The sequence below is a fragment of the Ferrovibrio sp. MS7 genome, assembly GCF_038404985.1.
Classification (GTDB): Bacteria; Pseudomonadota; Alphaproteobacteria; order Ferrovibrionales; family Ferrovibrionaceae; genus Ferrovibrio; species Ferrovibrio plantarum.
The window spans coordinates 85065-105477 of the sequence record NZ_JBBKBA010000001.1 but is presented as its reverse complement, the minus strand read 5'-3'; the positions used below and the strand labels follow the sequence as shown (position 1 = coordinate 105477).

Sequence of the window (20413 nt, the reverse complement as noted above, 5' to 3'; positions counted from 1 at the left end):
CCTGCGGGCAAGCACGGCTTTTCTCCCGCCGGGCCGGGGCCTATATAGGGGCCACCGATTTTACCCGCAGGTTCCCATGTCCGAAGCCCTCACCCCTGTCACTGTCCTCACCGGCTATCTCGGCGCCGGCAAGACCACCTTGCTCAACCGCATCCTCACCGAGCCGCACGGCAAGAAATACGCCGTGATCATCAACGAGTTCGGCGAGGTCGGCATCGACAACGACCTGGTGGTGGATGCCGACGAGGAAGTGTTCGAGATGAACAACGGCTGCATCTGCTGCACCGTGCGCGGCGACCTGATCCGCATCATCGAGGGCCTGTGGAAGCGCAAGGATCGCTTCGACGGCATCATCGTCGAGACCACCGGCCTCGCCGATCCCGGCCCCGTCGCGCAGACCTTCTTTGTCGATGATGGCGTGTCGCGCCGCACAAGGCTCGATTCCATCGTCACCGTGGTCGATGCGCGCCACCTGCTGCTGCGCTTGGCCGATAGCCGCGAGGCGCAGGAGCAGATTGCATTTGCCGATGTGATCCTGCTGAACAAGACCGATCTGGTAACGCCGGGTGAGCTGGCCCTGGTGGAGCGCCGCATCCGCGCCATCAACAGCCTGGCGCCGATCCATCGCACCGAGCGCTGCTCAATCGCGCTGGACACGATATTGGACCGTGGTGCTTTCGACCTGCAGCGTATCCTGGCGCTGGAGCCGGGCTTCCTGTCGAAGGAACTCGGCCACGATCATGGGCATGACCACGGGCACGATCATGATCACCACCACCATGGCCATGATCACGATCATTGCGATGATCCCAACCATGTGCATGACGAGCATTGCGGCCACGATCATCATCATCATGACCACGGGCACGACCACATCCATGATCTCTCGGTGATCAGCAATTCCTTCACCGTCGATAAGCCGCTCGATACCAAGAAGTTCGATGCCTGGATCAGCGATCTGCTGGCCAACCAGGGGCCGGATATCCTGCGTGCCAAGGGCATCCTGGATTTCCAGGGCGAGACAGACCGCTTCGTGTTCCAGGCCGTGCACATGATCCGCGACGGCGATTTCCAGCGGCCGTGGAAGCCGGACGAGAAGCGCATCAGCCGCGTGGTGTTCATCGGCCGCAAGCTGGATGCCGCCAAGCTGAAGGCCGGTTTCGAGGCCTGCTGTGCCTGACATCGCGTCTGAAGCACCGGCCGCTGCCCCCAAGCTCGGCTATAAAGCTTACCTGTGGAATTTCGACGCGCCGGTGATCGGCGCGGTCGTGCTGGATGGTATTGCCGGCTTCGGGCTCGGCGATGGCGGCATCGGCCTGCGTGACCTGTCGGCACCCGACAAGCCGGTCAGCGAACGGCGCCGGCCGCACGCCAATGGCCTGCTGAGTTTCGCCGCCGCGCCCGATGACCGGGGCTTCATCTCCGGTGGCGATGACGGCAAGCTGGTCTATACCCCGCTCGAAGGCGGTGAGCCGCGCCTGCTGGCCGAACGGCCGCGCAAATGGATCGAGCAGATCGCGATTGCCCCTGAAGGCGGGCTGATTGCTTTCGGCGCGGGCAAGGAAGCCGGCCTGGTCGACCTGCGCGGCAAGGTCAATGCCTCGCTCACCGATCATCCCAGCACGGTCGCCGGCCTGGCCTTCAACCCGAAGGGCAAGCGGCTGGCGGTGGCGCATTACAACGGCGTCACGTTGTGGTGGGCCCAGAGCGCATCTCGGGACGGCGCGCAGACGCCGAAGCGGCTGACCTGGAGCGGCAGCCATGTGGCTTTGTCCTGGAGCCCGAATGGCCGCTTCATCATGACCGCGACGCAGGAAAACGAACTGCATGGCTGGCGCACCGATGATTTCGCCGACATGCGCATGAGCGGCTATCCGGCCAAGCCGCGTTGTTTAAGCTGGTCCGCCGATGGCAAATGGCTCGCCTCGAGCGGTGCGGAAAGCGTGATCTGCTGGCATTGCGCCGGCAAGGGGCCGATGGGCTCGATGCCGCTGGAAATCAATCGCGGCCATCTGGTGATGGCGGTGGCTTTCCATCCCAAGCTCAACATCGTTGCCTCGGGCGATGCCGAGGGCGGTCTGACCTTGGGCCGTATTTCCGATGAACGCAGCATACCGCTGGAAAAGATCGGCCGCGCGCCGGTAGCCGCCATGGGCTGGAGCCGCGATGGCCGCTGGCTCGCCATCGGCTGCGAGGATGGCGCCGCCGCCCTGATTGATTTTGAAAGCTGACAGGACCTGATCATATGCGCTTCCCCGATCTGCCGACCTTCGTCACCCACCTCGAATGCGGCATGACCGGCGAAAGGCTCGATGCCGGCCAAGTGCATAACCTGTCGCCCAAGGGCTATCCGATCCTGGTGCGCTACGATCTCGAAGGCGTGAAAAAAGCCTTCACCAAGGAGAAGCTGCGCGAGCGCGACTGGAACTGGTGGCGCTACCGCGAGATGCTCCCGGTCCGAAAGACCGAGAATATTGTCTCCCTCGGCGAGGTCGTGACGCCGCTGATCCCGCTGCCGAGCCTGGCCCGTTCGCTCGGTGCCAGCGGCGAATTGCTGGTGAAGGATGAGGGCCGCCTGCCCACCGGATCGTTCAAGGCGCGCGGCCTGGCTTTGGCCGTCTGCATGGCGAAGGAATTCGGCATCAAGAAGATGGCGATGCCGACCAACGGCAATGCCGGTGCAGCACTTGCCGCCTATGCCAGCCGCGCCGGCATCGAGACCGTGGTGTTCTGCCCCGACGATACGCCGGCGGTGAATATGAACGAGATCGCCCTGCAGGGCGCACGGCTCTACAAGGTCAACGGCCTGATCAACGATTGCGGCAAGCTGGTGGGCGCGGGCAAGGAAGCAGCCGGCTGGTTCGATACCTCGACGCTCAAGGAGCCCTACCGCATCGAAGGCAAGAAGACCATGGGGCTGGAACTGGCCGAGCAGCTCGGCTGGGAATTGCCCGATGCGATCTTCTATCCCACCGGCGGCGGCACCGGCCTGATCGGCATGTGGAAGGCTTTCGATGAACTGGAAGCCATCGGCTTCATCGGCTCGAAGCGTCCGAAGATGATCGCGGTGCAGGCTTCCGGCTGCGCCCCCATCGTGCGCGCCTGGGAAGGCAACGAGCGCCACGCCAAGCTCTGGGAGAATGCCCACACAGTGGCGGCCGGTATCCGCGTGCCGGCGGCGGTCGGCGATTTCCTGATCCTCGATGCGGTGCGCAATTCCAACGGCTTCGCGATTGCCGTGGAAGATGCGGCGATCACCCAGGCGCTGGATGACGTGGCGCGCCAGGAAGGCCTGCTGCTCTGCCCGGAAGGGGCGGCCACCTATGCCGCCTACAAGCAGGCCCTGGCCGAGAAGCGCATTCGCCCGAGCGACCGCGTGGTTTTGTTCAATTGCGCGACGGGACTGAAATACCCGATGGCCGATGGCGGCCAGCCGCTCGACCGCCATGGTAGCATTGACTACGCGCGCCTCTGAACAATCGCGCAATTGCGGCGCTTTGTGATGGAATCCTCGCTGGCGTGGTGCTGCTGCGCCGACCTGTTCGCGGCAGGAGCGAGAAATGCCGCGCATTCTGACGGGTCTTAGTTTGCGTTTATCAGTCAAAGCGTTAGCGCAAACTAACAGGCGTCTTTTTCCATTGCCGGTATCCTGTGGACATGAAATCCACCGACTTCACATTGCAACAGCTTGCGCCTGGAGCCGAATTGCCGCAGCCGGAATTGCAGCGGCTGCTGCAGGATTGGCATGCCGCCGCCAGGGTTGCTTCTGATGGTGTACCCGGCTTCGACTTCGCCGATCCGCTGCGGCTGCGCTACCTGCTTGGTTCCCTGGTGCTGCTTGATGTCGCTTATGATGCCATGGGCGATCGGGCTTACCGCTACCGCCTGATCGGCACCGATATCGTCAGCCGGCGCGGCAAGGATTACACCGGCCGTTTCCTGCACCAGCATGACGAAGAGGTTTTCGTCGTGGCGGCGATCAGGGCTTGCGGCCTGGCGGCGGATGAGCGCCAGCCGGTCTATTCCACGCTGCGGCGTCAGATCGGCAGCGGTTTCTACCGGGTGCAATATCTCACCCTGCCGCTGGCGGGTCCCTCAGGCGAGATCGAGCGGCTGATCACGGCGCAGATCTATCCCGCCGATGCCCCCAGCATGCCCTATGGCATGCGCAATCAGGGCCTGCCCTATAGCGCGATGAAGCGCGCCTGCTAAGTCACGGTTTGAGCTGCTGCGCCAGGAACGCCAGCATGTCGGCGCCGGCCTGCTGTGTCACGGCGGCGTCGTAGCCCATGGTGTAGCCGGCGCTGGCCTTCAGACAGGCCGCGAATTCGGCTGGATCGAAGGGCCGGATGCTGCCGTCTGGCTTGAAGAAGCGTGTCGTCGCGCCGAAATCCACCACCGGGCATAGCCGCGCGTTGACATGATTGGGGTGGTATTTCGGCGTGTTGAAAAATGGCTGGTCCCAGGCATGATAGGCGCCGGGATAGATGATGGTGCGGCGCTGTGCCGCCGGATCCGCCTGCTTCACCAGCGTTTCTATCAGCGCGCATTTCTCCGCCGGCGCGGTTTCATCCTTTTCTCCCTGCAGGCGCAGCAACGGGGCGCCGGTGGTCATGCGGCTGCTGCCATTGCTGAAGATGTAGGAGCAGGGCGCATAGACCGAGACATGGGCCGCGAAGCGCAGGCTGCCGCCGAGGATGCGGCCACGGATGAATTCGTTGGCGGCGAGTTCGGTGGTGACGCCACCCATGGAAAAGCCGATCAGGGCGATGCGGCCGGCATCCAGCCGCCGATGATCCGCCACGCGCTGCAAGGCCAGCAGGGCATCGCTGGCCGGCGAGATCGGGCTGATCGCACCGGCGACATCGGCGGCGCGGGTGATGCCGCGCCCGGTGAAGTGATCCAGCCCCAGCACGGCATAGCCGGCATCCAGCAGCGGCTGCACATACTTGCCTTCGCCGTTATCGCGCCAACCGCCGATGGTGTGGGCGATCATCACCGCCGGCACTCTGGCTTCTCCGGGCGGCAGCCAGAGTGTCACCGAGGCTTTTTCCGGCTTCGCCCTGCCCTGGCGGAAGTCGCCGAAATGGGCATAGCTCGGGGCATCGAAAACCAGGGTTTCGCCGCCCTTGGGGCTTTGCGGCTGCGCCAGTGCCGTGCCGGCTGATAAAGCCAGGATTGCCCAGATCGGTCCCGCCATTCCCCGCATGCCGGCCTCCATCGGTTGTGCGGGTATTCTATCCCTATAATCCGCTTTCGCGCAGATAGAAGATCAGGTCCAGCTCGGGTGGCTCCTGGCCCGGCACGCACATGCTGAGCAACTGGTGCGCCTGGCCGCGATGATGTGCCTGATGATTGAAGAAATGCGCCAGCAGCGGCGCCAGCGGATGCTGGAAACGCTTGCCGCTCATATTGGCGTAGTCGATCTTCGCTTCGAGCTGGGCATCCTCCAGGCTGTCGGCGAAGGCGATGATGCGTTCGTCCATCATCTCGCGCGCGCTGCGCAGGCCGGCAAAATCCGGGTGCAGGATCTGGTTCAGTTTCTCGATATGCGGTGTCGGTTGGCCGATGAAGCGGCCGAACCACACGCTGTCGCCGACCAGCACATGATTGAGCGTGTTATGCAGGCTGCCAAAGAAGCTTGGGCGTTCGGCGTGATAGACATCCGCCGGCAGTGCGCCGGCAGCGGCATAGAGGCGGCGATTGGCCCATTGATTGTAGCGCGCGAACTGGCGCACCTGATTTGGCAGGATCGACATGGCTTTGCTCCGGGGGCGGCGCGGACGCGGCCATAATAAATCCAGGCCAGGCCGACGCCGAAGCGGAGAATTGTCAGGCTACATTGTTGTCGATGACATGCCCGATCCGGAGCAGGTTGCCATCGGGATCGACGACATGGAATTCGCGCAGGCCCCAGGGCTTGTCCTCGATGTCGTCCATGCGTTCGGTGGTCGCCGGCACCGCCGCCCATTCGGCATGCAGCGCATCGGCATTGGTCACGCGCAGATAGGCGCCAGCGAAATTGCTGCGGGCATCGAATTCCATCTCGGGATCGTCGCCAAGCCAGGCGAAATGCAGTTCCAGGGCGCCGCGCCGCAGCAGCAGGTAATCGGGATAGCGGCCGGTGGCCTGAAAGCCGAGCGCGGCATAGAAGGCCTCGGTGGCATCGAGGTCGCTGGAGGGCAGCATCGGGATGGCGAGATCGGGCAGCATGATGTTTCCTTACAGCAAACGGCCCGCCGGTTGCCCGGCGGGCCGCTCTAGGCTTCATTTTCTGCGGCTTACCACTCGGTGAGGAACACGTCCAGCTTCTTCGCCGCCAGTGCATCGGCACGGGCCTTCATCCAGCCCTTGGCGAAGGCCGCTTCATCGGCCGGCGCGCTCTTGGTATAGGCCGCCCAGGCATCGGCCATGGTTTTCTGGCGGTCGATCAGCGCGGCGTTGTTCTTGTCATACTCCGGCTTCCACACGCCGATTTCCTTGAAATACTTCACCGCGCCTTCATGCACCGGTACCACCCAGTCGAACACCTGGCGCTTGATATCCCAGCCGATATTGCCGGGCGCGGCATCCTTGTAGTCGTTGTAGAGTTCCACCATCGCCTTGGTCATGGCATAGACTTGGCCGGCATCCACATTGGCGTAGGTCATCAGCACTGGATAGGGATAGGTGGCGCCCTCGACGCGGTTGGTGGCGCTCATCTCCGGGCCTTCGGCGCCATAGAAGGGCACATAGAACGGCGCCTTGGCCTTCAGCCGCTTCCAGCCTTCGGCATCATTATGCGGCACGGTGGGATAGGTGATGCCGCGCGGGCTGGATGCAATCTGGTAGGCCTGGCCGGAAATCGTCGAGGCGAAGGCGGCATCCACCTGATTGTTGATGATGCCGGTCATGGCCTGGCCGAAGCCGCCGAACTCCACCCGCTGCACGTCATTCCAGGTCAGGTTGGCATAGGCCAGCAGGGCGGTGATGTTCTGGTTCAGCGACGGCGCGCCGATCACCCAGGCAACCCGCTTGCCCTTCAGGTCGGCCATGGTCTTGACGCCGGTATCCTTCGCCGCCACCACGGTCAGCAGCGCGTCGGAATTGTTCAGCAGCAGCGAGCGCACCGGCTGCGGCCCCCAATCCTTGGCGCCGAATTCATACACCGCTTCCTGCGCCATGTAGGTGCCGCCGACACCATTGGCGGAGAACGGCACCTTGCCTTCGCGCAACGGCACGGTACGCGACACGTCATTCTTGCCCGGCAGCACGCGCAGCGTGACGTTATGCTTGTTCTTCAGCGCATTGCCGATGGCAACCGCCTGGTTATAGCCGCCGGAGCCGACATCATAGGCGGTCCAGGTGAGCTGGTCGGGCAGCTTCTGCGCTACTGCTCCGCCAGCCATCAGGGCCAGCACCGCGCTGGCCATCATCGTCTTCATTGCTACGCGCATGGGTGTTCCTCCTGTTGGTTGCTTATAATTTTCCCGGCGGATTGCTGCCGCCGGCCAGTTTGAGCAACAGAAACGCCGCTGCCGCACAGGCGATGCCGATCACCGCCAGCAGCGTATTGTCCACCGGGATCAGCCGGCCGCCCGGCGCCGCGAGCGCGAAGCCGCCGACCAGCAGCAGCAGGCGGGCGAGCCAGCGCCGCGTGTCGCCATCCAGCTTGCCGCCCCACAGCACATAGCCTTGCAGGGCGGAAGCGATCAGCGCCACGCCGGGGAAGGCGGTGATCAGCACTTCGATCACTTCCGCCAGGCTGCCTTTCAGGATCAGCGCCGGATTGAGCACGAAGAAGAACGGCACGATGTATATGATGGCGCCGAGCCGCACTGCCTGGAAGCCGATGGCAAAAGGCGAGGTGCGGGCGAGCGGCGCTGCGGCGAAGGCGGCCAGGGCCACCGGCGGCGTGATGAAGGAGATCATGCCCCAGTACATGATGAAGAGATGCACCGCCAGCGGATCCAGACCGGCCTTCACCAGCGGCGGCGCCAGCACGATGGCGAGGAAGATGTAGCAGGCCGTCACCGTCATCCCCATGCCGAAGATGAAGCTGGTCAGCGCGCCCATCAGCAGCAGGATCAGGGCGTTGTCGCCGGCGAGATAGACCAGGTCGTTGGCCAGCGTGCCGGCCAGGCCGGTGACGGAGAAGGCACCGATGATGAAGCCGACGCCGGCCAGGATCGCCACCAGTTCGGCCAGCGCGCGGCCGGTGGCGGCCAGCAGTTCGACGAAGGCGGCCCAGGTCAGCCGGTTGCGCGGCAGCAACTGGTTGATCACCAGCAGCAAAGCGGTGGCGGCGAAGGGCGCGGTGGCCTCGCGCTGCTCGTTCACCATCAGGAACACCAGCACCACGAAAACCAGGATGTAGAGCCAGCCCTGCTTCAGCGTCTCGCCGAGCCTGGGCAATTCCTCCGGCTTCATGCCGCGCAGGCCGAGGCGCGCGGCATAGGCGTCGATCTGCACCATCAGGCCGAAGTAGAACAGCAGCGCCGGAATCGCGGCGGCGAGCGCGATATCGGTGTAGGCGATGCCGAGGAAGCTTGCCATCACGAAAGCCGTGGAGCCCATCACCGGCGGCATCAGCACGGCACCCGTGGAGGCTACCGCCTCGACGCCGCCGGCATAATCGGCGCGGAAGCCGGTGCGCTTCATCGCCGGAATGGTGACGACGCCGGACGAAATCACGTTCGAGATCACGCTGCCCGAGATCGAGCCTTGCAGGGCCGAGGAGATGACACCGACCTGGGCCGCGCCGCCGCGCCAGCGGCCCACCAGCGCGAAGGCGACATCGTTGAAGAACTTGCCGCCGCCGGTATGGTTCAGCGCCACACCGAACACGATGAAGCCGATCACCACCTCGCCGAAGGCACGCATCGGAATGCCGAAGGCGCTTTCGGCCGAAACGATATGATAGGCCATGGTGTCGGCGAAGCTCTGCTGAATGCCCTGGATTGGGCCTGGCATCAGCCCGGCGAAAACCGGGTAGAGCGAAATCACGAACACGATGATGGTGATGGCCAGCCCGCCGGTGCGGCGCAGGGTTTCCAGGATCAGTACCCAGAGCACGAAGCCGAGGATCTTGGCGGGCATCGGGGCGGCGAATTCCCAGCCTTCACCCAGGATGGCGTTGGATTTGAACGAGAACCAGATGAGGGCTGCGGCGACCACGATAGCCAGCAGCCAATCATAGGCGGGCACGCCGAGGATCAGGCCGCGCTTCTCGATGCCGGTCTTCGGCGGATAGGCGAGAAATACCAGCGGCAAGGTGAAGGCGGCGAGCAGGAAAAGATACAGGTTGTCGATGAAGACGATGCCGCTGAACAGCGCGAGATTGAACTGCTGGTTCAGCACCAGCAGGATGGCGGCGACGGTGAGCAGGCAGAACAACACCTGCACCGGGGCACGATGGCGACGGTAGGCGAGATCTTCCACCATCCGCTCATCTGGACTCGGTTCACCTGAAATGACGCCCGGCGTGGCATTCCCGGCCATGCTCGCTTTCCCCCTGATACTTTTTTATGGGGAGAAGCATAGCATTGCCGGGCGCGCGGCCAAGCGCGGGTTTCGCTCGGGTGAATCTGGCTCAGGCGTTATCGGCTCAGGCGTTGTCGCGGGCGCGCTGCAGCAGATGTGGCCGCCAGAACGGCTGCTCGGCCTCGAAGGCGGCCTGGCCTGGATCAATGCCGAGGTCATGCAGCGCGCCACGGCCGAGATCGGCCAGCCGCTGCCGTGCCGCCACCCGTTCGCGCCAGATGCGGAACTGCGTGTAGGCGGCCAGCGGCAGCAACTGCCACCAGGGCAGGCCGAGCGCGGCAAGGCTGGGGAATTCGGCGCCGCTGAGCCAGGAAAGGTCCAGCTCACGTTCCCATTGGCGTAAAACCGACCGTTCGTGCTTTTTTACGGCGGCAATCTGCTGACGATTGGGTTGGTAGGTCATGACGGGCTCCTTAGTGGAACGCTTGTGTCGGGAGGAAGCTACTGGGGAAGCTGGTCTGGGGACGCTACTGACTGAAAATCAGCAATCAATGGTCGTTAGCGGCGCCGCCGGGTTTCGCGGCGGCGCGGGCGACCAGATCGTCGAAGGCCGCTTCGGCGCGACCGCGTGCCTGCGGGTCGCGCAGCAGGCGGTTATAGAAAGACAGGCTCAGCACGATGCCGCTGAGTTCGAAGGCGAATTGCGGGCAATCGAGATCCTCGCGGAAATGGCCCTCGCGCACCGCCAGTTCGGCGGAGCGGGCGAGCGTCGCCAGCCATTCCTGCTGCATCGTTACCAGCTTGTCGCGCACCGGGCCGGGCTTGTCGTCCATCTCGGTGGCTGCCGCCGTGATGATGCAGCCGCCTGGCAGGTCGGGGTTGGAACCGGTCCATTCCAGCCAGGCAGTGAACATGGTGCGCAGGCGCGGCAGGCCGCGCGGCGCGGCGCGCGCCGGCTTCCACACGGCTTCCAGGAAGCGGGCAGTGGCGGCATCCATCACCGCCTTCTGCAATTCCTCCTTGGAGCCGAAATGGGCGAACAGCCCGCTCTTCGACATGCCCAGCTTGGTCGCCAGGCCGCCGATCGAGAGGCCGTTGAAACCCTCCACGCTCGCGGCCTTCATGGCCTCCGAGACGATGGTTTCCTTGGTGCGTGCGCCTTTGCTCATGGCCACAAGATACGAACGGTCGTACTAAAAGTCAAGCGGCAAGTTTGAACACCGAGTTGTGAAACAGGAATCCGCCGCTTCGGCCGTGCAGTAGCTTGGGCCAATCCGGGGGAATAAGACCATGCGCCGCCGTCACTTTCTGCTTGCCGCTGCCGGCCTGCCGTTGCTTGGCAGCGGTGCCGCCTGCCTGATTGGGGCGAGCGCGGAAGCGCAGCCGACGCCGGGCTGCGGCCCGGCCACCCCGCGCCAGACGGCGGGACCGTATTTCACCCCGCGCGCGCCGCTGAAGCGTTCTTTGCGCGAACCCGGCATGGACGGCGAGGCGCTGCGGCTGGAAGGCCGGGCACTGGATCCGCGCTGCCGCCCGCTGGTCGGCGCCAAGATCGAGGTCTGGCAGGCCGATGCGGCGGGGCAATACGATAACCAGGGTTTCCGTCTGCGCGGCCATGTCATGGCCAATGGCGAAGGCGAATGGCGCCTCGATACCATCCTGCCCGGCGCCTATGGCGGCCGCACCCGGCATGTGCATGTGAAGGTCTATGCCACGCCGCAGGCCCGCCCGCTCACCACGCAGCTCTATTTTCCCGGCGAGGCCGGCAACGACCGCGACAGCCTGTTCGATGTGCGGCTGCTGCTGCAGATGACACAGACGCCGGAGGGTCGATTGGGCCGCTACAATTTCATCCTTGGCGGTTAGTTGACCGGCATGGGTGGCGGCGCCACTCTGCCCTCATGGAAACCGCGACCCTGCTCACCTTCGCTGCCGCCGCGCTCGCGCTGGCGGTCACGCCCGGCCCCGACATGCTGATGGTGCTGACCCGCGCCGTGGCGCAAGGCCGCATGGCCGGCCTGGTCTCGACGCTCGGCATTTCGCTCGGCTGCTATGTGCATGCGGTGGTCGCGGGCCTGAGTTTGAGCGGCGTGCTTTTGCTCGCCCCCTTCGCCTTCGATGCCATCCGCTATGCCGGCGCCGCCTATCTGCTGTGGCTCGCCTTTCAGGCCCTGCGCGGCAGCGGCGGCCTGCAGCTTGAGCAAGGCACGGTGGCGCCGATTTCCTTCTGGGCGGTTTTGCGTCAGGGCTTCCTCTGCAATGTGCTGAACCCGAAAGTGGCGTTGTTCTTCCTGGCGCTGTTCCCGCAATTCATGGAGCCGCGCCCGGACACGGCGTTGCAGCAGGCGCTCATCCTCGCCAGCATTCTCAATGTCGCCGGCGCCATCGTGCTGGTGCCGGTGAGCCTCTTGGGCAGCCGCTTCGGCGACTGGCTGCGCCGCCGCCCAGGCTTCCTCGCCTGGCAGAACCGCCTGTTGGGTCTGGTTTTTGCCGGCCTGGCGTTGCGCCTTGCCTTCGATGCGCGGCGCTGAATGCTGTCGCTCACCACGCTGATCACCTTTGCCGCTGCCGTCGCGGTTTTTGCCGTCACGCCAGGGCCGAATGTGCTGTTCGTGCTGTCGCGCAGCGTCGGCCAGGGGCGCCGCGCCGGTGTCGCTTCCGTGCTTGGCCTGATCCTCGGCTGGTATGGCCATGCCTTCGCCACCGCCATCGGTCTTGCCGCCCTGGTGCGCGAAGTGCCGTGGAGCTATGACGTGGTGCGCGCCATCGGCGCCGCCTATCTGCTTTATCTCGCCTGGCAGGCCTGGCGCGGCACCGGGGCCTTCGCGCTTGATCCGGCACGCCAGGGCAGCAGCGATCTGTGGCGCATCGCGCGCGATGCGCTGATCACCAATCTCACCAATCCGAAAACCGCCTTGTTCTTTCTCGCGCTGCTGCCGCAATTCGTCGCGCCGGAGCGCGGCCCGGTGATGGCGCAGGTGCTGGTGCTGGCCACCGTCTACAGCGTGATAGCGGCCGGCATCCTGCTCCTTCTGGTGCAGGCTGCCGGCCGTATCGGTGAGTGGCTGTCACGCCACCCGAAAATCATCCTCTGGCAGCAGCGCGCCATGGCCACCATCATGGCCGGCCTGGCGCTGCGCCTGGCGTTTGACATTCGGCGCTGAGTTTATTCCACAGCGCGCACGCCGATCACCTCGGCGGTGCCTTCGAGGATCGCTTCCTTCAGCATCTCGAAGCCGTATTCCATTTCGGCGATCTGCTCGCGCAGGCCTTTCAATTCGGCGGCAGCGGTCGGCCGCATCGGACGGTCGCCCTGGGCATATTCCAGCAGCAGGGTGGCGTAGCGGCCCTTCATCTTGGCGATCTGGCGTACCAGGGTATCGAGTTCGGCGGTTTCCACCCGGCCCAAGGCCCAGGCCATCTGCTCGCGGCTCTGCTCGCGCAGCTTGGCCGAGAGGCCCTGCACATACTGGCGCGGGGTCAGGCCGCTCGGGATGCCTTCGCGCATCTCCATGCGCTCGCGCGCGGTAAGCGGCGCCTCAAGGCGCTCGCCGTCGATATTGAGGGCAGCCTTCAAGCGCGGCTCGGCCTTCTGGGCCTGGCGCAACGACAGCAATGCAATGGCCATGGTCGGTATCCTCCTGCGATGTCTCGGGAGGGTTAATGCAGGCCGTGTGCCAGTTTATTTTTGCCTGTTTTTCGGCATTATAAAATAGTTAACCGGCAGAACTTGCCGGGCCGTCTCAGTTATCCGGAGCGGGCGCCGGCAGGATTTCCCCTTGGCCGCCATGGCTGAGCCGCAGGCGCCAGCCCTGGCCCATATCGGCGCGGTAGCGTGCCAGCACCGGCGCCGGCAGGGTGAATTCCGCCTGGCTCAGCACCATGGGCGGGCGGGCCGGCCGGCTGGAGGAGGAAAACGGATTCTGGATCGGCAGGCTCAGGCCGATGCCGGCATCGATGCCGCTGGAGGAACCGCCGGAACCGCCGAGCACCACGCTCGGCCGCCCGACCCGGCTTTCCGTCTCACCGCTGCCGCTGCTCGACAGCGCCGGGAAGGTGATGCGGCTGGCGGCATGGGCACGGCCATCGGGATCGACCAGGCTGGCGCTTTCGATCGCAGCCGGGCCGCGCACGCGGATGCCCAGCCAGTCGCCCTCGATGCGGGCGGCGGCGGCAAGCGGCGGCGGCGGCGGGGGAGGCGGCGGCGCGCTTGATGACGGGCCGGTCGGCTGGCGTGACGCCGGTTCGGAACAGGCGGCGAGCAGCAAGAGGGGCAGCAAGAGCAGGGCGAATTTGCGCATGGCGTCACTATAGGCTTGGGTCATCATGGCGTCTAAGCTCGGGGGCATAAAAGGGAGGAAGGGATATGGATAGCCTGTTCGATCTGCGCGGCAAGGTGGCCCTGGTCACGGGTTCCAGCCGCGGCATCGGCCGTTCCATCGCCTTGCGCCTGGCGCAGCATGGCGCGCGCGTGGTGGTGTCCAGCCGCAAGGCCGAAGCCTGCGAGAAGGTGGCCGCAGAGATTCGCGAGGCCGGCGGCGAGGCCATGGTGGTGCCGTGCAATATATCCGACAAGGCGCAGTTGCAGGCATTGGTCGATGCCACGCACAAGGCCTGGGGCCGCATCGACGTGCTGGTCTGCAACGCGGCGGTGAATCCGTATTTCGGGCCGTCGCGCGATATCCCCGATGATGCCTTCGACAAGATCATGCAATGCAACATCAAGAGCAATCACTGGCTCTGCAACATGGTGGCGCCCGGTATGGCCGAGCGCGGTGAGGGCGGCGCCATCATCATCATCTCCTCCATCGGCGGCCTGATCGGCTCAAGCCTGCTCGGCGCCTATGGCATTTCCAAGGCAGCCGACATGGCCCTGGCGCGGAACCTGGCGGTGGAATGGGGCCAGGCCCAGATTCGCGCCAACTGCATCGCGCCGGGTCTGATCAAGACCGATTTCGCCCGCGCGCTATGGGAGAATCCGGATATCGCCAAGCGCGCAACCCAGGGCTATGCGCTGAAACGCATCGGCGACCCCGACGAGATTGCCGGCGCCGCCGTGTTCCTGGCTTCCCGGGCCGGCAGCTTCACCACCGGCCAGACCCTGGTGATCGACGGCGGCGGCATGATCAACATGCAAAGCGTGTAATCCGGCCCGCGCCGCGATATATAAAGCCCATGCTGAACGCGATTCCCGACCGCCGCGCCATTATCGACCGCAAGAGCCTGCTGTTGCAGCTCGAAGCCTTGCCCGCCGAGGGCAAGAACGGCGCCACTGAGCAGCGCGCCCAGGCTCTGGTGCTGCTGAAAGCAGCGCTGAATCATGGCCGCGAGGCGATCCGCGCCCGCTTCCTGGCCGGCGCCAGCGCGCTGGTGACGCGCCGGGCCCAGGCCTTCCTGATCGACCAGATCATCCGGCTCACTTTCGATTTCACCACCCAGCGGGTCTACCGCCTGCCCAATCCCACGGCGGCGGAAAAGCTCTCCATCGTCGCGGTCGGCGGCTATGGCCGGGGCGAGATGGCGCCGTTCTCGGATGTCGATCTGCTGTTCCTGTTCCCCTACAAGCAGACCCCCTGGGGCGAGCAGGTGGTGGAATACATGCTCTATCTCTTCTGGGATATGGGCTTGAAGGTCGGCCACTCGACGCGCTCGGTGGAGGAATGCCTCCGGCTTTCCATGGGCGACCTCACCATCCGCACAGCCTTGCTGGAGCAGCGCTGGATTTGGGGCGAGCAGGATCTGGCGCAGTCGCTCTGGCGCCGCTTCCAGACCGAGGTGATGGCCAAGACTGGCCCGGACTTCATCGAGAAGAAGCTCGGCGAACGCGACGACCGGCATCAGCGCATGGGCGACTCGCGCTATCTGGTCGAGCCGAATATCAAGGAAGGCAAGGGCGGCCTGCGCGATCTGCACACGCTGCTGTGGATCGCCAAGTATGTCTATGGTGTCGCCGATCTCGATGGCCTGATCGAGCGTGGCCTGCTTTCGGCGGAAGAATACCGTCGCTATACCCAGGCCAATGAATTCCTCTGGACCGTGCGCTGCCACCTGCATTACCTCGCCGGCCGGCCCGAGGAGCGCCTGACCTTCGATCTGCAGACCGAGATCGCCAAGGCGATGGGCTATGCCGACCGTCCGGGGCGCAAGGATGTCGAGCGCTTCATGAAGCGCTACTATCTCGCGGCCAAGGAAGTTGGCGACCTCACCCGCATCTTCGCCGCGGCGCTTGAGGAGCGGCACAAGAAGAAGAAACCGCTGGCGGTGCTGAAATCGAAAATCCGCCGCCCCAAGGCGATGGATGGCTTCGTCAACGAAGGCGGCCGGCTCAATCTTCAGGATCAGCAGCTTTTCATCGCCGAGCCGGTGAAGATGCTGCGGCTGTTCCATCTGGCGCAGGAGCAGGGGCTGGATATCCATCCCGATGCCTTGCGCCTGGTGCGGCAGAATCTGAAGCTGATCGGTGCCGCCTTGCGCAACGATGCCGAAGCCAACCGGCTGTTCATCGAGATGCTGACCTCGAAGAACGACCCGGAGACAACACTGCGGCGGCTCAACGAAGCCGGCATCCTGGGTCGCTTCGTACCGGATTTCGGCCGTGTCGTGGCGCAGATGCAGCACGACATGTATCACGTCTATACCGTGGACGAGCATACCATCCGCGCCATCGGCCTGCTCTCGCGCATTGAAAACGGCGCGCTGGCCGAAGAGCATCCGTTGGCGGTGCAGGTGATCCATCAGATCGTGTCGCGCCGCGTGCTTTATGTCGCGTTGTTGCTGCACGATATCGCCAAGGGCCGGGGCGGCGACCATTCCATTCTCGGCGAGAAGGTGGGGCTGAAACTCGGGCCGCGCTTCGGCCTGTCGCCGGCCGAGACCGAAACCGTCGCCTGGCTGGTCCGCTGGCATCTCGCCATGTCGGCCACCGCCTTCAAGCGCGATATCGCCGATCCCAAGACCGTGGTGGATTTCGCCAACCTGATCCAGAGCCCGGAGCGCCTGCGCCTGCTGCTGGTGCTGACGGTGGCCGATATCCGCGCCGTGGGGCCGAATGTGTGGAATGGCTGGAAGGGCCAGCTCTTGCGCGAGCTATACTATCGCGCCGAGGAATTCCTCTCCGGCGGCTTCTCCACCCGTGGCCGCGAGCAGCGCATCACCGAGACCAAGCAGACCGTGCGCGCCCGGCTGCCGGATTGGCCGGTGAAGGAGCAGGACGAACTGCTCAAGCGGCATTACGAGAATTACTGGTTCTCGAATGATGCCGAGACCATCCTGCGCCATGCTCGGCTGATGCGCGTGGCGGATAAGGAGAAGCGCACACTGACGCTCGAAACCCGCGTCGATGGTTTTCGCGATGTTACCGAACTGACGCTCTACGCGCCGGATCATCCTGGCCTGTTCGCCCGCGTTGCCGGCGCCATCGCCGCTACCGGCGGCAATATCGTGGATGCCAAGATCTTCACCACCACCGACGGCATGGCGCTGGATACCTTCTTTGTCCAGGACACCGAGGGCAAGGCTTTCGACCGCCCGGACAAGCTGGCGCGGCTTTCCACCGCGATTCAGCGCACCCTGGCAGGTGATCTGCGCCCGCGCCTGGTGCTGGGCGGCGACAAGCCCGGCCTGCCGAGCCGCACCCGCGTGTTCAAGGTGGCGCCGGTAGTGCTGATCGACAACAACGCCTCCAACCGCCACACCGTGGTGGAAGTGAATGGCCGCGACCGCCCGGGCTTCCTCTACGAAGTGACGCGTGGCCTCTACGATCTCAATCTCTCGATCCGCTCGGCCCATATCGCCACCTATGGCGAACGCGCCGTGGACGTCTTCTATGTCCAGGACCTGACGGGCCAGAAGATTCACGATGAGGCGCGGCTGCGGCAGATCGAGCGCCACCTGCTGAAACTGCTGACCCAGGTGGAAGAGAAGGCGGCGCCGACCAAGGTCGCCGCTGGCACCAAGGCGGCGCCAAAGCCCGCCGCCCGCAAGGACGCGGCTTAGGGCTGCTATAGCTCGTCATGCCGGCAAAAGCCGGCACCCGTTTTATGTCAGAATTTCCGTTCCAGGATGGCGCTGCGGCGCCCCGTGGCGTCGCGCTGGATCAGTTCGCTCCCCACGCCTGTTTCCCAGGTGCCGAGGCGGCGGCCATAGAGGTCGCGTTCCACCCACAGGCCGGAATGCAGCGGCTCGGCGCTGCCCACCGGGCGGCCGGAACTGTCCCGCAGCGTATAGTAATGCTGTGTCATGTCCTGACTTTGGGTCTGGGAGGGCGGCTGAGCCGGTTCGGCCATGCGGCGGGCGCTGCCGACCCCTAAGGAGAAGCCGGAAGCTGACTGAAAGGCTGATGACTGGGCCGCAGCCGGTTCCGGCATAGCGGCAGCCAGGGCCAGGGCGCCAAGCAACAGGGCGGTCAGACGGGGCATGGGACACCTCCTGCCCGATTATATAGGCGCTTGCCGGGCCGGCTCCACCTCTTATGGCCTGATGGCCTTATGGCTAGGACGAATTAACCCTGTCCGGCCCGGCAAAAGATTCCGGGTGGGCAAGGGTTCCCCAGCCAGACACGAATCGTCACCCAATATAAATCAATAGCTTACGGCGAAATCCAGAGTTGGCATCGGGCTTGCTACCAAGAAGCGCAAAGCCGGGGCAGAAGGCCCCATCCGCCAGTTACTGAGGTTCGTCATGCAGATCGGTTCGGTAAACGCCAACACCCAGATCGCCCAGAACGCCATCGGCCAGGCCGATGCGGGCGCTGCCGACGATTTCAAGGCCGCCAAGGCCTTCGCCAATGTGCTGGCCACCGCCTTTTCCAGCGGCGCGAAGCAGCATACCGAGCTGAAGGGCCCGGAAGCCGCCGCTCCGGCCGAGCGTCCGCGCCAGCCGGAACCGAAAGCCGACGCCTATCAGCCGCAGGAGCCGCGTCAGAACGACGAGACCCGCGCTGCTGACCATGCCGCCGACAAACCGAAGCCGAAGGACGAGCCGAAGCAGAAGCCGGCTGTAACCAAGGCCGATGAGCAACCCGTTTCCGAAGACAGCGCCACGAAAACCGTGGCGCCGGCAGAAAGCCAGGCCGCAGAAGCGACCGACAAGACCGGTGCAACGCCGGAACAAGCCGAGAGCGAGGGCAAGGACAAGGAGAAGCAGGCAGCAGAAGCCGCCATTGATCCGAATCTGATCCTCAACCTGTTCATCCCCGCCGCCCAGGCGGCCGTGTCGGCTCAGGCCGGCACCGCGTCCCAGAACGGGACACAGAATGGCGCCCAAGCTGGTGTCGCGGTGGATGGCAAGAATACGGCGCAGGCGACTGCCGCCGATGCGGCTTTGCAACAGATGCAGGCTTCCGTGCTGTCGCCGGAAGCACAGCAGCAGATGCTTGAGGCGGCCAAGCAGGCCGCCATGGGCCAGGGCAATGGCAAGGCCGGAAAGATTGACGTGCAGACCGTGGTGAACGGCAACGCGCCGGCGCCGCTGGTTGATCCGGCGGCGATGTTCGCCGATCTCCTGGCGCAGCAGGAAGGCATGATGGGCGAGGGCCTGGAAGGCCAGGCGCAGCTCGGCGCCGACCTGCAGGCCGCGAAGCTTGAGAACCAGGCGCTGCTGAACGCGAATTTCGCCCTGGCGCTGGAACCGGCGCCGGCATCCAGCCCGGCGGCTGAAGCCGCCAAGGGCAGCAACAACAGCCTCACCGGCATTGCCGCTGCCTCCAGCAGCCAGAGCCAGCCGGTGAATGCCGGCCATGTGGCGCAGGCCCAGGCAGCGCGTCACCCGTCGGCGCTGGTGCCGCCGGGCGAGCAGGTGGCGGTGCAGATCAAGAAGGCGGTGGCTGAAGGCGCCGACAAGATTTCGATCAAGCTCGATCCGGGCAATCTCGGCAAGGTCGAGGTGACGCTCGAGGTCAGCCAGGATGGCCGCCTGATGGCGGTGATCGCTGCCGACAAGCCGGAAACCCTGCAACTGCTGCAGAAGGATGCCGGTGCCCTGGAGCAGGCTTTGCGCGAAAGCGGCATGAAGGCCAGCCAGGACTCGCTGAATTTCCAGTTGCGCGACCAGGGCCAGGATGGCCGTGGCTTCGCCGGCAATGAACAGGGCCGCCGCGGCTATGGCCGGGGTGGCGATGAATACGGCGATGCCGGTGCGGTAGGCGGCGATGCCCGCCTCGCGGCACAGGCCGCCAATACCCAACGTGCCGCCGCCCGTGGCGGCCTCGATATCCGCATCTGAGCCAGGCTAGGAGAATCCGCCATGGTCACCTCGGTCACCGGTACTTCCACCAACACCACCACGACGTCGGCTTCCGGCACCTCGGCGGTGTCGCTGGCGAAGAATTTCGACACCTTCCTGAAGCTCCTGACCACGCAGCTCAAAAACCAGGATCCGACCTCGCCGATGGACACCAAGGAATTCACCAATCAGCTGGTGCAGTTCTCGCAGGTCGAACAGCAGATCAATCAGAACAAGAACCTCGAGACCTTGATCGGCATGTACAAGGCTCAGACCACCAACACCAATATCGGCTATATCGGCAAGGAAGTGGTGGTGGAAGGCAACAAGGCCGCGCTTACCGAAGGCGGCAAGATCGACTGGATGACGGACGTCCCGACCGGCGCCGCCGTGGTCAAGGCCAATATCTACGATTCCAGCGGCAAGCTGGTGCAGACCAAGAATCTTTCCACCAGCGCCGGCCGCACCACGGTGCAGTGGGATGGTTCCACCAGCGCCGGCACCACCGCGAAGCCCGGCACCTATTCACTCGAAATCGTCGCCACCGACACCACCGGCAAGGCCATGACCTCGCCCAAGACCTATACCACCGGCACGGTGGACAGCGTCGAATTCGAGGATGGCGCGCAATATCTGGTGGTGAAGGGCAACCGCATGGATGCCAACGACGTGGTGGCGGTGCGCATGCCGCAGGCCGCCAGCTAACCGCTCGTTAACCAGCGCGCTTAGG

General features: G+C 64.7%; 21 protein-coding genes. 11 read left to right on the top strand and 10 right to left on the bottom strand.

The window, feature by feature from the left end; all coding sequences use genetic code 11:
- Positions 1–76: 76 nt before the first annotated feature.
- From V6B08_RS00425 to V6B08_RS00410, 4 genes are all read left to right on the top strand, one after another.
- A complete protein-coding gene (locus V6B08_RS00425) occupies positions 77–1180 on the top strand; it encodes a CobW family GTP-binding protein (RefSeq protein ID WP_341976958.1) in 1104 nt (367 codons plus the stop codon).
- Positions 1173–2231 carry a WD40 repeat domain-containing protein gene (locus tag V6B08_RS00420; protein WP_341976955.1) on the top strand — a complete coding sequence of 353 codons (1059 nt, stop codon included), beginning with the start codon at positions 1173–1175 and terminating at the stop codon, positions 2229–2231. The genes V6B08_RS00425 and V6B08_RS00420 overlap by 8 nt, the downstream gene beginning before the upstream one ends.
- Positions 2232–2245: 14 nt before the next feature.
- Positions 2246–3475 carry a threonine synthase gene (locus tag V6B08_RS00415; RefSeq protein WP_341976953.1) on the top strand — a complete coding sequence of 410 codons (1230 nt, stop codon included), beginning with the start codon at positions 2246–2248 and terminating at the stop codon, positions 3473–3475.
- Positions 3476–3657: 182 nt separating this feature from the next.
- Positions 3658–4212: a PAS domain-containing protein gene (locus V6B08_RS00410; RefSeq protein WP_341976951.1), complete on the top strand. Its 555-nt coding sequence runs from the start codon at positions 3658–3660 to the stop codon at positions 4210–4212.
- Position 4213: 1 nt separating this feature from the next.
- Here V6B08_RS00410 and V6B08_RS00405 read toward each other — a convergent pair whose 3' ends face one another.
- The 7 genes from V6B08_RS00405 to V6B08_RS00375 all read right to left on the bottom strand — a co-directional run bounded on the left by V6B08_RS00405 (position 4214) and on the right by V6B08_RS00375 (position 10631).
- Positions 4214–5209, bottom strand: coding sequence for a dienelactone hydrolase family protein (locus tag V6B08_RS00405; RefSeq protein ID WP_341976949.1), 996 nt, complete (start codon positions 5207–5209; stop codon positions 4214–4216).
- 34 nt (positions 5210–5243) lie between these two features.
- Positions 5244–5759, bottom strand: coding sequence for a DinB family protein (locus V6B08_RS00400; RefSeq protein WP_341976947.1), 516 nt, complete (start codon positions 5757–5759; stop codon positions 5244–5246).
- Between the two features lie 73 nt (positions 5760–5832).
- Positions 5833–6213: a bleomycin resistance protein gene (locus tag V6B08_RS00395; protein ID WP_341976945.1), complete on the bottom strand. Its 381-nt coding sequence runs from the start codon at positions 6211–6213 to the stop codon at positions 5833–5835.
- A gap of 68 nt (positions 6214–6281) precedes the next feature.
- Complete coding sequence (locus V6B08_RS00390) at positions 6282–7436, bottom strand: TAXI family TRAP transporter solute-binding subunit (protein WP_341976943.1); 1155 nt, start codon at positions 7434–7436, stop codon at positions 6282–6284.
- A gap of 22 nt (positions 7437–7458) precedes the next feature.
- Positions 7459–9480 carry a TRAP transporter permease gene (locus V6B08_RS00385; protein WP_341976941.1) on the bottom strand — a complete coding sequence of 674 codons (2022 nt, stop codon included), beginning with the start codon at positions 9478–9480 and terminating at the stop codon, positions 7459–7461.
- 106 nt (positions 9481–9586) lie between these two features.
- The gene (locus V6B08_RS00380; protein ID WP_341976939.1) at positions 9587–9925 is read right to left on the bottom strand and encodes a DUF1127 domain-containing protein; all 339 of its coding nucleotides are present in this window, start codon (positions 9923–9925) and stop codon (positions 9587–9589) included.
- Positions 9926–10010: 85 nt separating this feature from the next.
- Complete coding sequence (locus tag V6B08_RS00375; protein WP_341976937.1) at positions 10011–10631, bottom strand: TetR/AcrR family transcriptional regulator; 621 nt, start codon at positions 10629–10631, stop codon at positions 10011–10013.
- A 121-nt stretch (positions 10632–10752) separates the two neighbouring features.
- Between V6B08_RS00375 and V6B08_RS00370 the strand changes: the two genes are divergently transcribed.
- The 3 genes from V6B08_RS00370 to V6B08_RS00360 are packed head-to-tail and all read left to right on the top strand — an operon-like array spanning position 10753 to position 12626.
- A complete protein-coding gene (locus V6B08_RS00370) occupies positions 10753–11328 on the top strand; it encodes a dioxygenase family protein (protein WP_341976934.1) in 576 nt (191 codons plus the stop codon).
- Between the two features lie 35 nt (positions 11329–11363).
- A complete protein-coding gene (locus V6B08_RS00365) occupies positions 11364–11993 on the top strand; it encodes a LysE family translocator (RefSeq protein WP_341976932.1) in 630 nt (209 codons plus the stop codon).
- A complete protein-coding gene (locus V6B08_RS00360; RefSeq protein ID WP_341976931.1) occupies positions 11994–12626 on the top strand; it encodes a LysE family translocator in 633 nt (210 codons plus the stop codon).
- 2 nt (positions 12627–12628) lie between these two features.
- Here V6B08_RS00360 and V6B08_RS00355 read toward each other — a convergent pair whose 3' ends face one another.
- Positions 12629–13090, bottom strand: a complete 462-nt coding sequence (locus V6B08_RS00355) for a hypothetical protein (protein WP_341976929.1) — start codon at positions 13088–13090, stop codon at positions 12629–12631.
- 115 nt (positions 13091–13205) lie between these two features.
- Complete coding sequence (locus tag V6B08_RS00350) at positions 13206–13790, bottom strand: hypothetical protein (protein WP_341976927.1); 585 nt, start codon at positions 13788–13790, stop codon at positions 13206–13208.
- 38 nt (positions 13791–13828) lie between these two features.
- Here V6B08_RS00350 and V6B08_RS00345 point away from each other — a divergent pair, with 38 nt between their 5' ends.
- Both V6B08_RS00345 and V6B08_RS00340 read left to right on the top strand, forming a co-directional pair.
- The gene (locus V6B08_RS00345) at positions 13829–14608 is read left to right on the top strand and encodes an SDR family NAD(P)-dependent oxidoreductase (protein ID WP_341976925.1); all 780 of its coding nucleotides are present in this window, start codon (positions 13829–13831) and stop codon (positions 14606–14608) included.
- A gap of 29 nt (positions 14609–14637) precedes the next feature.
- Positions 14638–17457 carry a [protein-PII] uridylyltransferase gene (locus V6B08_RS00340; protein WP_341976923.1) on the top strand — a complete coding sequence of 940 codons (2820 nt, stop codon included), beginning with the start codon at positions 14638–14640 and terminating at the stop codon, positions 17455–17457.
- Between the two features lie 47 nt (positions 17458–17504).
- Here V6B08_RS00340 and V6B08_RS00335 read toward each other — a convergent pair whose 3' ends face one another.
- A complete protein-coding gene (locus V6B08_RS00335; protein WP_341976921.1) occupies positions 17505–17879 on the bottom strand; it encodes a hypothetical protein in 375 nt (124 codons plus the stop codon).
- 262 nt (positions 17880–18141) lie between these two features.
- On the opposite strand from V6B08_RS00335, the gene V6B08_RS00330 reads away from it, so the two are divergent.
- Positions 18142–19683, top strand: coding sequence for a flagellar hook-length control protein FliK (locus V6B08_RS00330; protein ID WP_341976919.1), 1542 nt, complete (start codon positions 18142–18144; stop codon positions 19681–19683).
- 21 nt (positions 19684–19704) lie between these two features.
- The gene (locus V6B08_RS00325) at positions 19705–20388 is read left to right on the top strand and encodes a flagellar hook assembly protein FlgD (protein WP_341976917.1); all 684 of its coding nucleotides are present in this window, start codon (positions 19705–19707) and stop codon (positions 20386–20388) included.
- Positions 20389–20413: the final 25 nt, after the last annotated feature.

What these genes read in the sequence shown, in the direction of transcription:
- V6B08_RS00405 (WP_341976949.1), bottom strand. Translation starts at nt 5,209, where the DNA reads ATGCGGGGAATGGCGGGACCGATCTGGGCAATCCTGGCTTTATCAGCC.
- V6B08_RS00325 (WP_341976917.1), top strand. Translation starts at nt 19,705, where the DNA reads ATGGTCACCTCGGTCACCGGTACTTCCACCAACACCACCACGACGTCG.
- V6B08_RS00395 (WP_341976945.1), bottom strand. Translation starts at nt 6,213, where the DNA reads ATGCTGCCCGATCTCGCCATCCCGATGCTGCCCTCCAGCGACCTCGAT.
- V6B08_RS00350 (WP_341976927.1), bottom strand. Translation starts at nt 13,790, where the DNA reads ATGATGACCCAAGCCTATAGTGACGCCATGCGCAAATTCGCCCTGCTC.
- V6B08_RS00415 (WP_341976953.1), top strand. Translation starts at nt 2,246, where the DNA reads ATGCGCTTCCCCGATCTGCCGACCTTCGTCACCCACCTCGAATGCGGC.
- V6B08_RS00425 (WP_341976958.1), top strand. Translation starts at nt 77, where the DNA reads ATGTCCGAAGCCCTCACCCCTGTCACTGTCCTCACCGGCTATCTCGGC.
- V6B08_RS00375 (WP_341976937.1), bottom strand. Translation starts at nt 10,631, where the DNA reads ATGAGCAAAGGCGCACGCACCAAGGAAACCATCGTCTCGGAGGCCATG.
- V6B08_RS00385 (WP_341976941.1), bottom strand. Translation starts at nt 9,480, where the DNA reads ATGGCCGGGAATGCCACGCCGGGCGTCATTTCAGGTGAACCGAGTCCA.
- V6B08_RS00340 (WP_341976923.1), top strand. Translation starts at nt 14,638, where the DNA reads ATGCTGAACGCGATTCCCGACCGCCGCGCCATTATCGACCGCAAGAGC.
- V6B08_RS00335 (WP_341976921.1), bottom strand. Translation starts at nt 17,879, where the DNA reads ATGCCCCGTCTGACCGCCCTGTTGCTTGGCGCCCTGGCCCTGGCTGCC.
- V6B08_RS00400 (WP_341976947.1), bottom strand. Translation starts at nt 5,759, where the DNA reads ATGTCGATCCTGCCAAATCAGGTGCGCCAGTTCGCGCGCTACAATCAA.
- V6B08_RS00345 (WP_341976925.1), top strand. Translation starts at nt 13,829, where the DNA reads ATGGATAGCCTGTTCGATCTGCGCGGCAAGGTGGCCCTGGTCACGGGT.
- V6B08_RS00360 (WP_341976931.1), top strand. Translation starts at nt 11,994, where the DNA reads ATGCTGTCGCTCACCACGCTGATCACCTTTGCCGCTGCCGTCGCGGTT.
- V6B08_RS00330 (WP_341976919.1), top strand. Translation starts at nt 18,142, where the DNA reads ATGCAGATCGGTTCGGTAAACGCCAACACCCAGATCGCCCAGAACGCC.
- V6B08_RS00380 (WP_341976939.1), bottom strand. Translation starts at nt 9,925, where the DNA reads ATGACCTACCAACCCAATCGTCAGCAGATTGCCGCCGTAAAAAAGCAC.
- V6B08_RS00370 (WP_341976934.1), top strand. Translation starts at nt 10,753, where the DNA reads ATGCGCCGCCGTCACTTTCTGCTTGCCGCTGCCGGCCTGCCGTTGCTT.
- V6B08_RS00390 (WP_341976943.1), bottom strand. Translation starts at nt 7,436, where the DNA reads ATGCGCGTAGCAATGAAGACGATGATGGCCAGCGCGGTGCTGGCCCTG.
- V6B08_RS00365 (WP_341976932.1), top strand. Translation starts at nt 11,364, where the DNA reads ATGGAAACCGCGACCCTGCTCACCTTCGCTGCCGCCGCGCTCGCGCTG.
- V6B08_RS00355 (WP_341976929.1), bottom strand. Translation starts at nt 13,090, where the DNA reads ATGGCCATTGCATTGCTGTCGTTGCGCCAGGCCCAGAAGGCCGAGCCG.
- V6B08_RS00410 (WP_341976951.1), top strand. Translation starts at nt 3,658, where the DNA reads ATGAAATCCACCGACTTCACATTGCAACAGCTTGCGCCTGGAGCCGAA.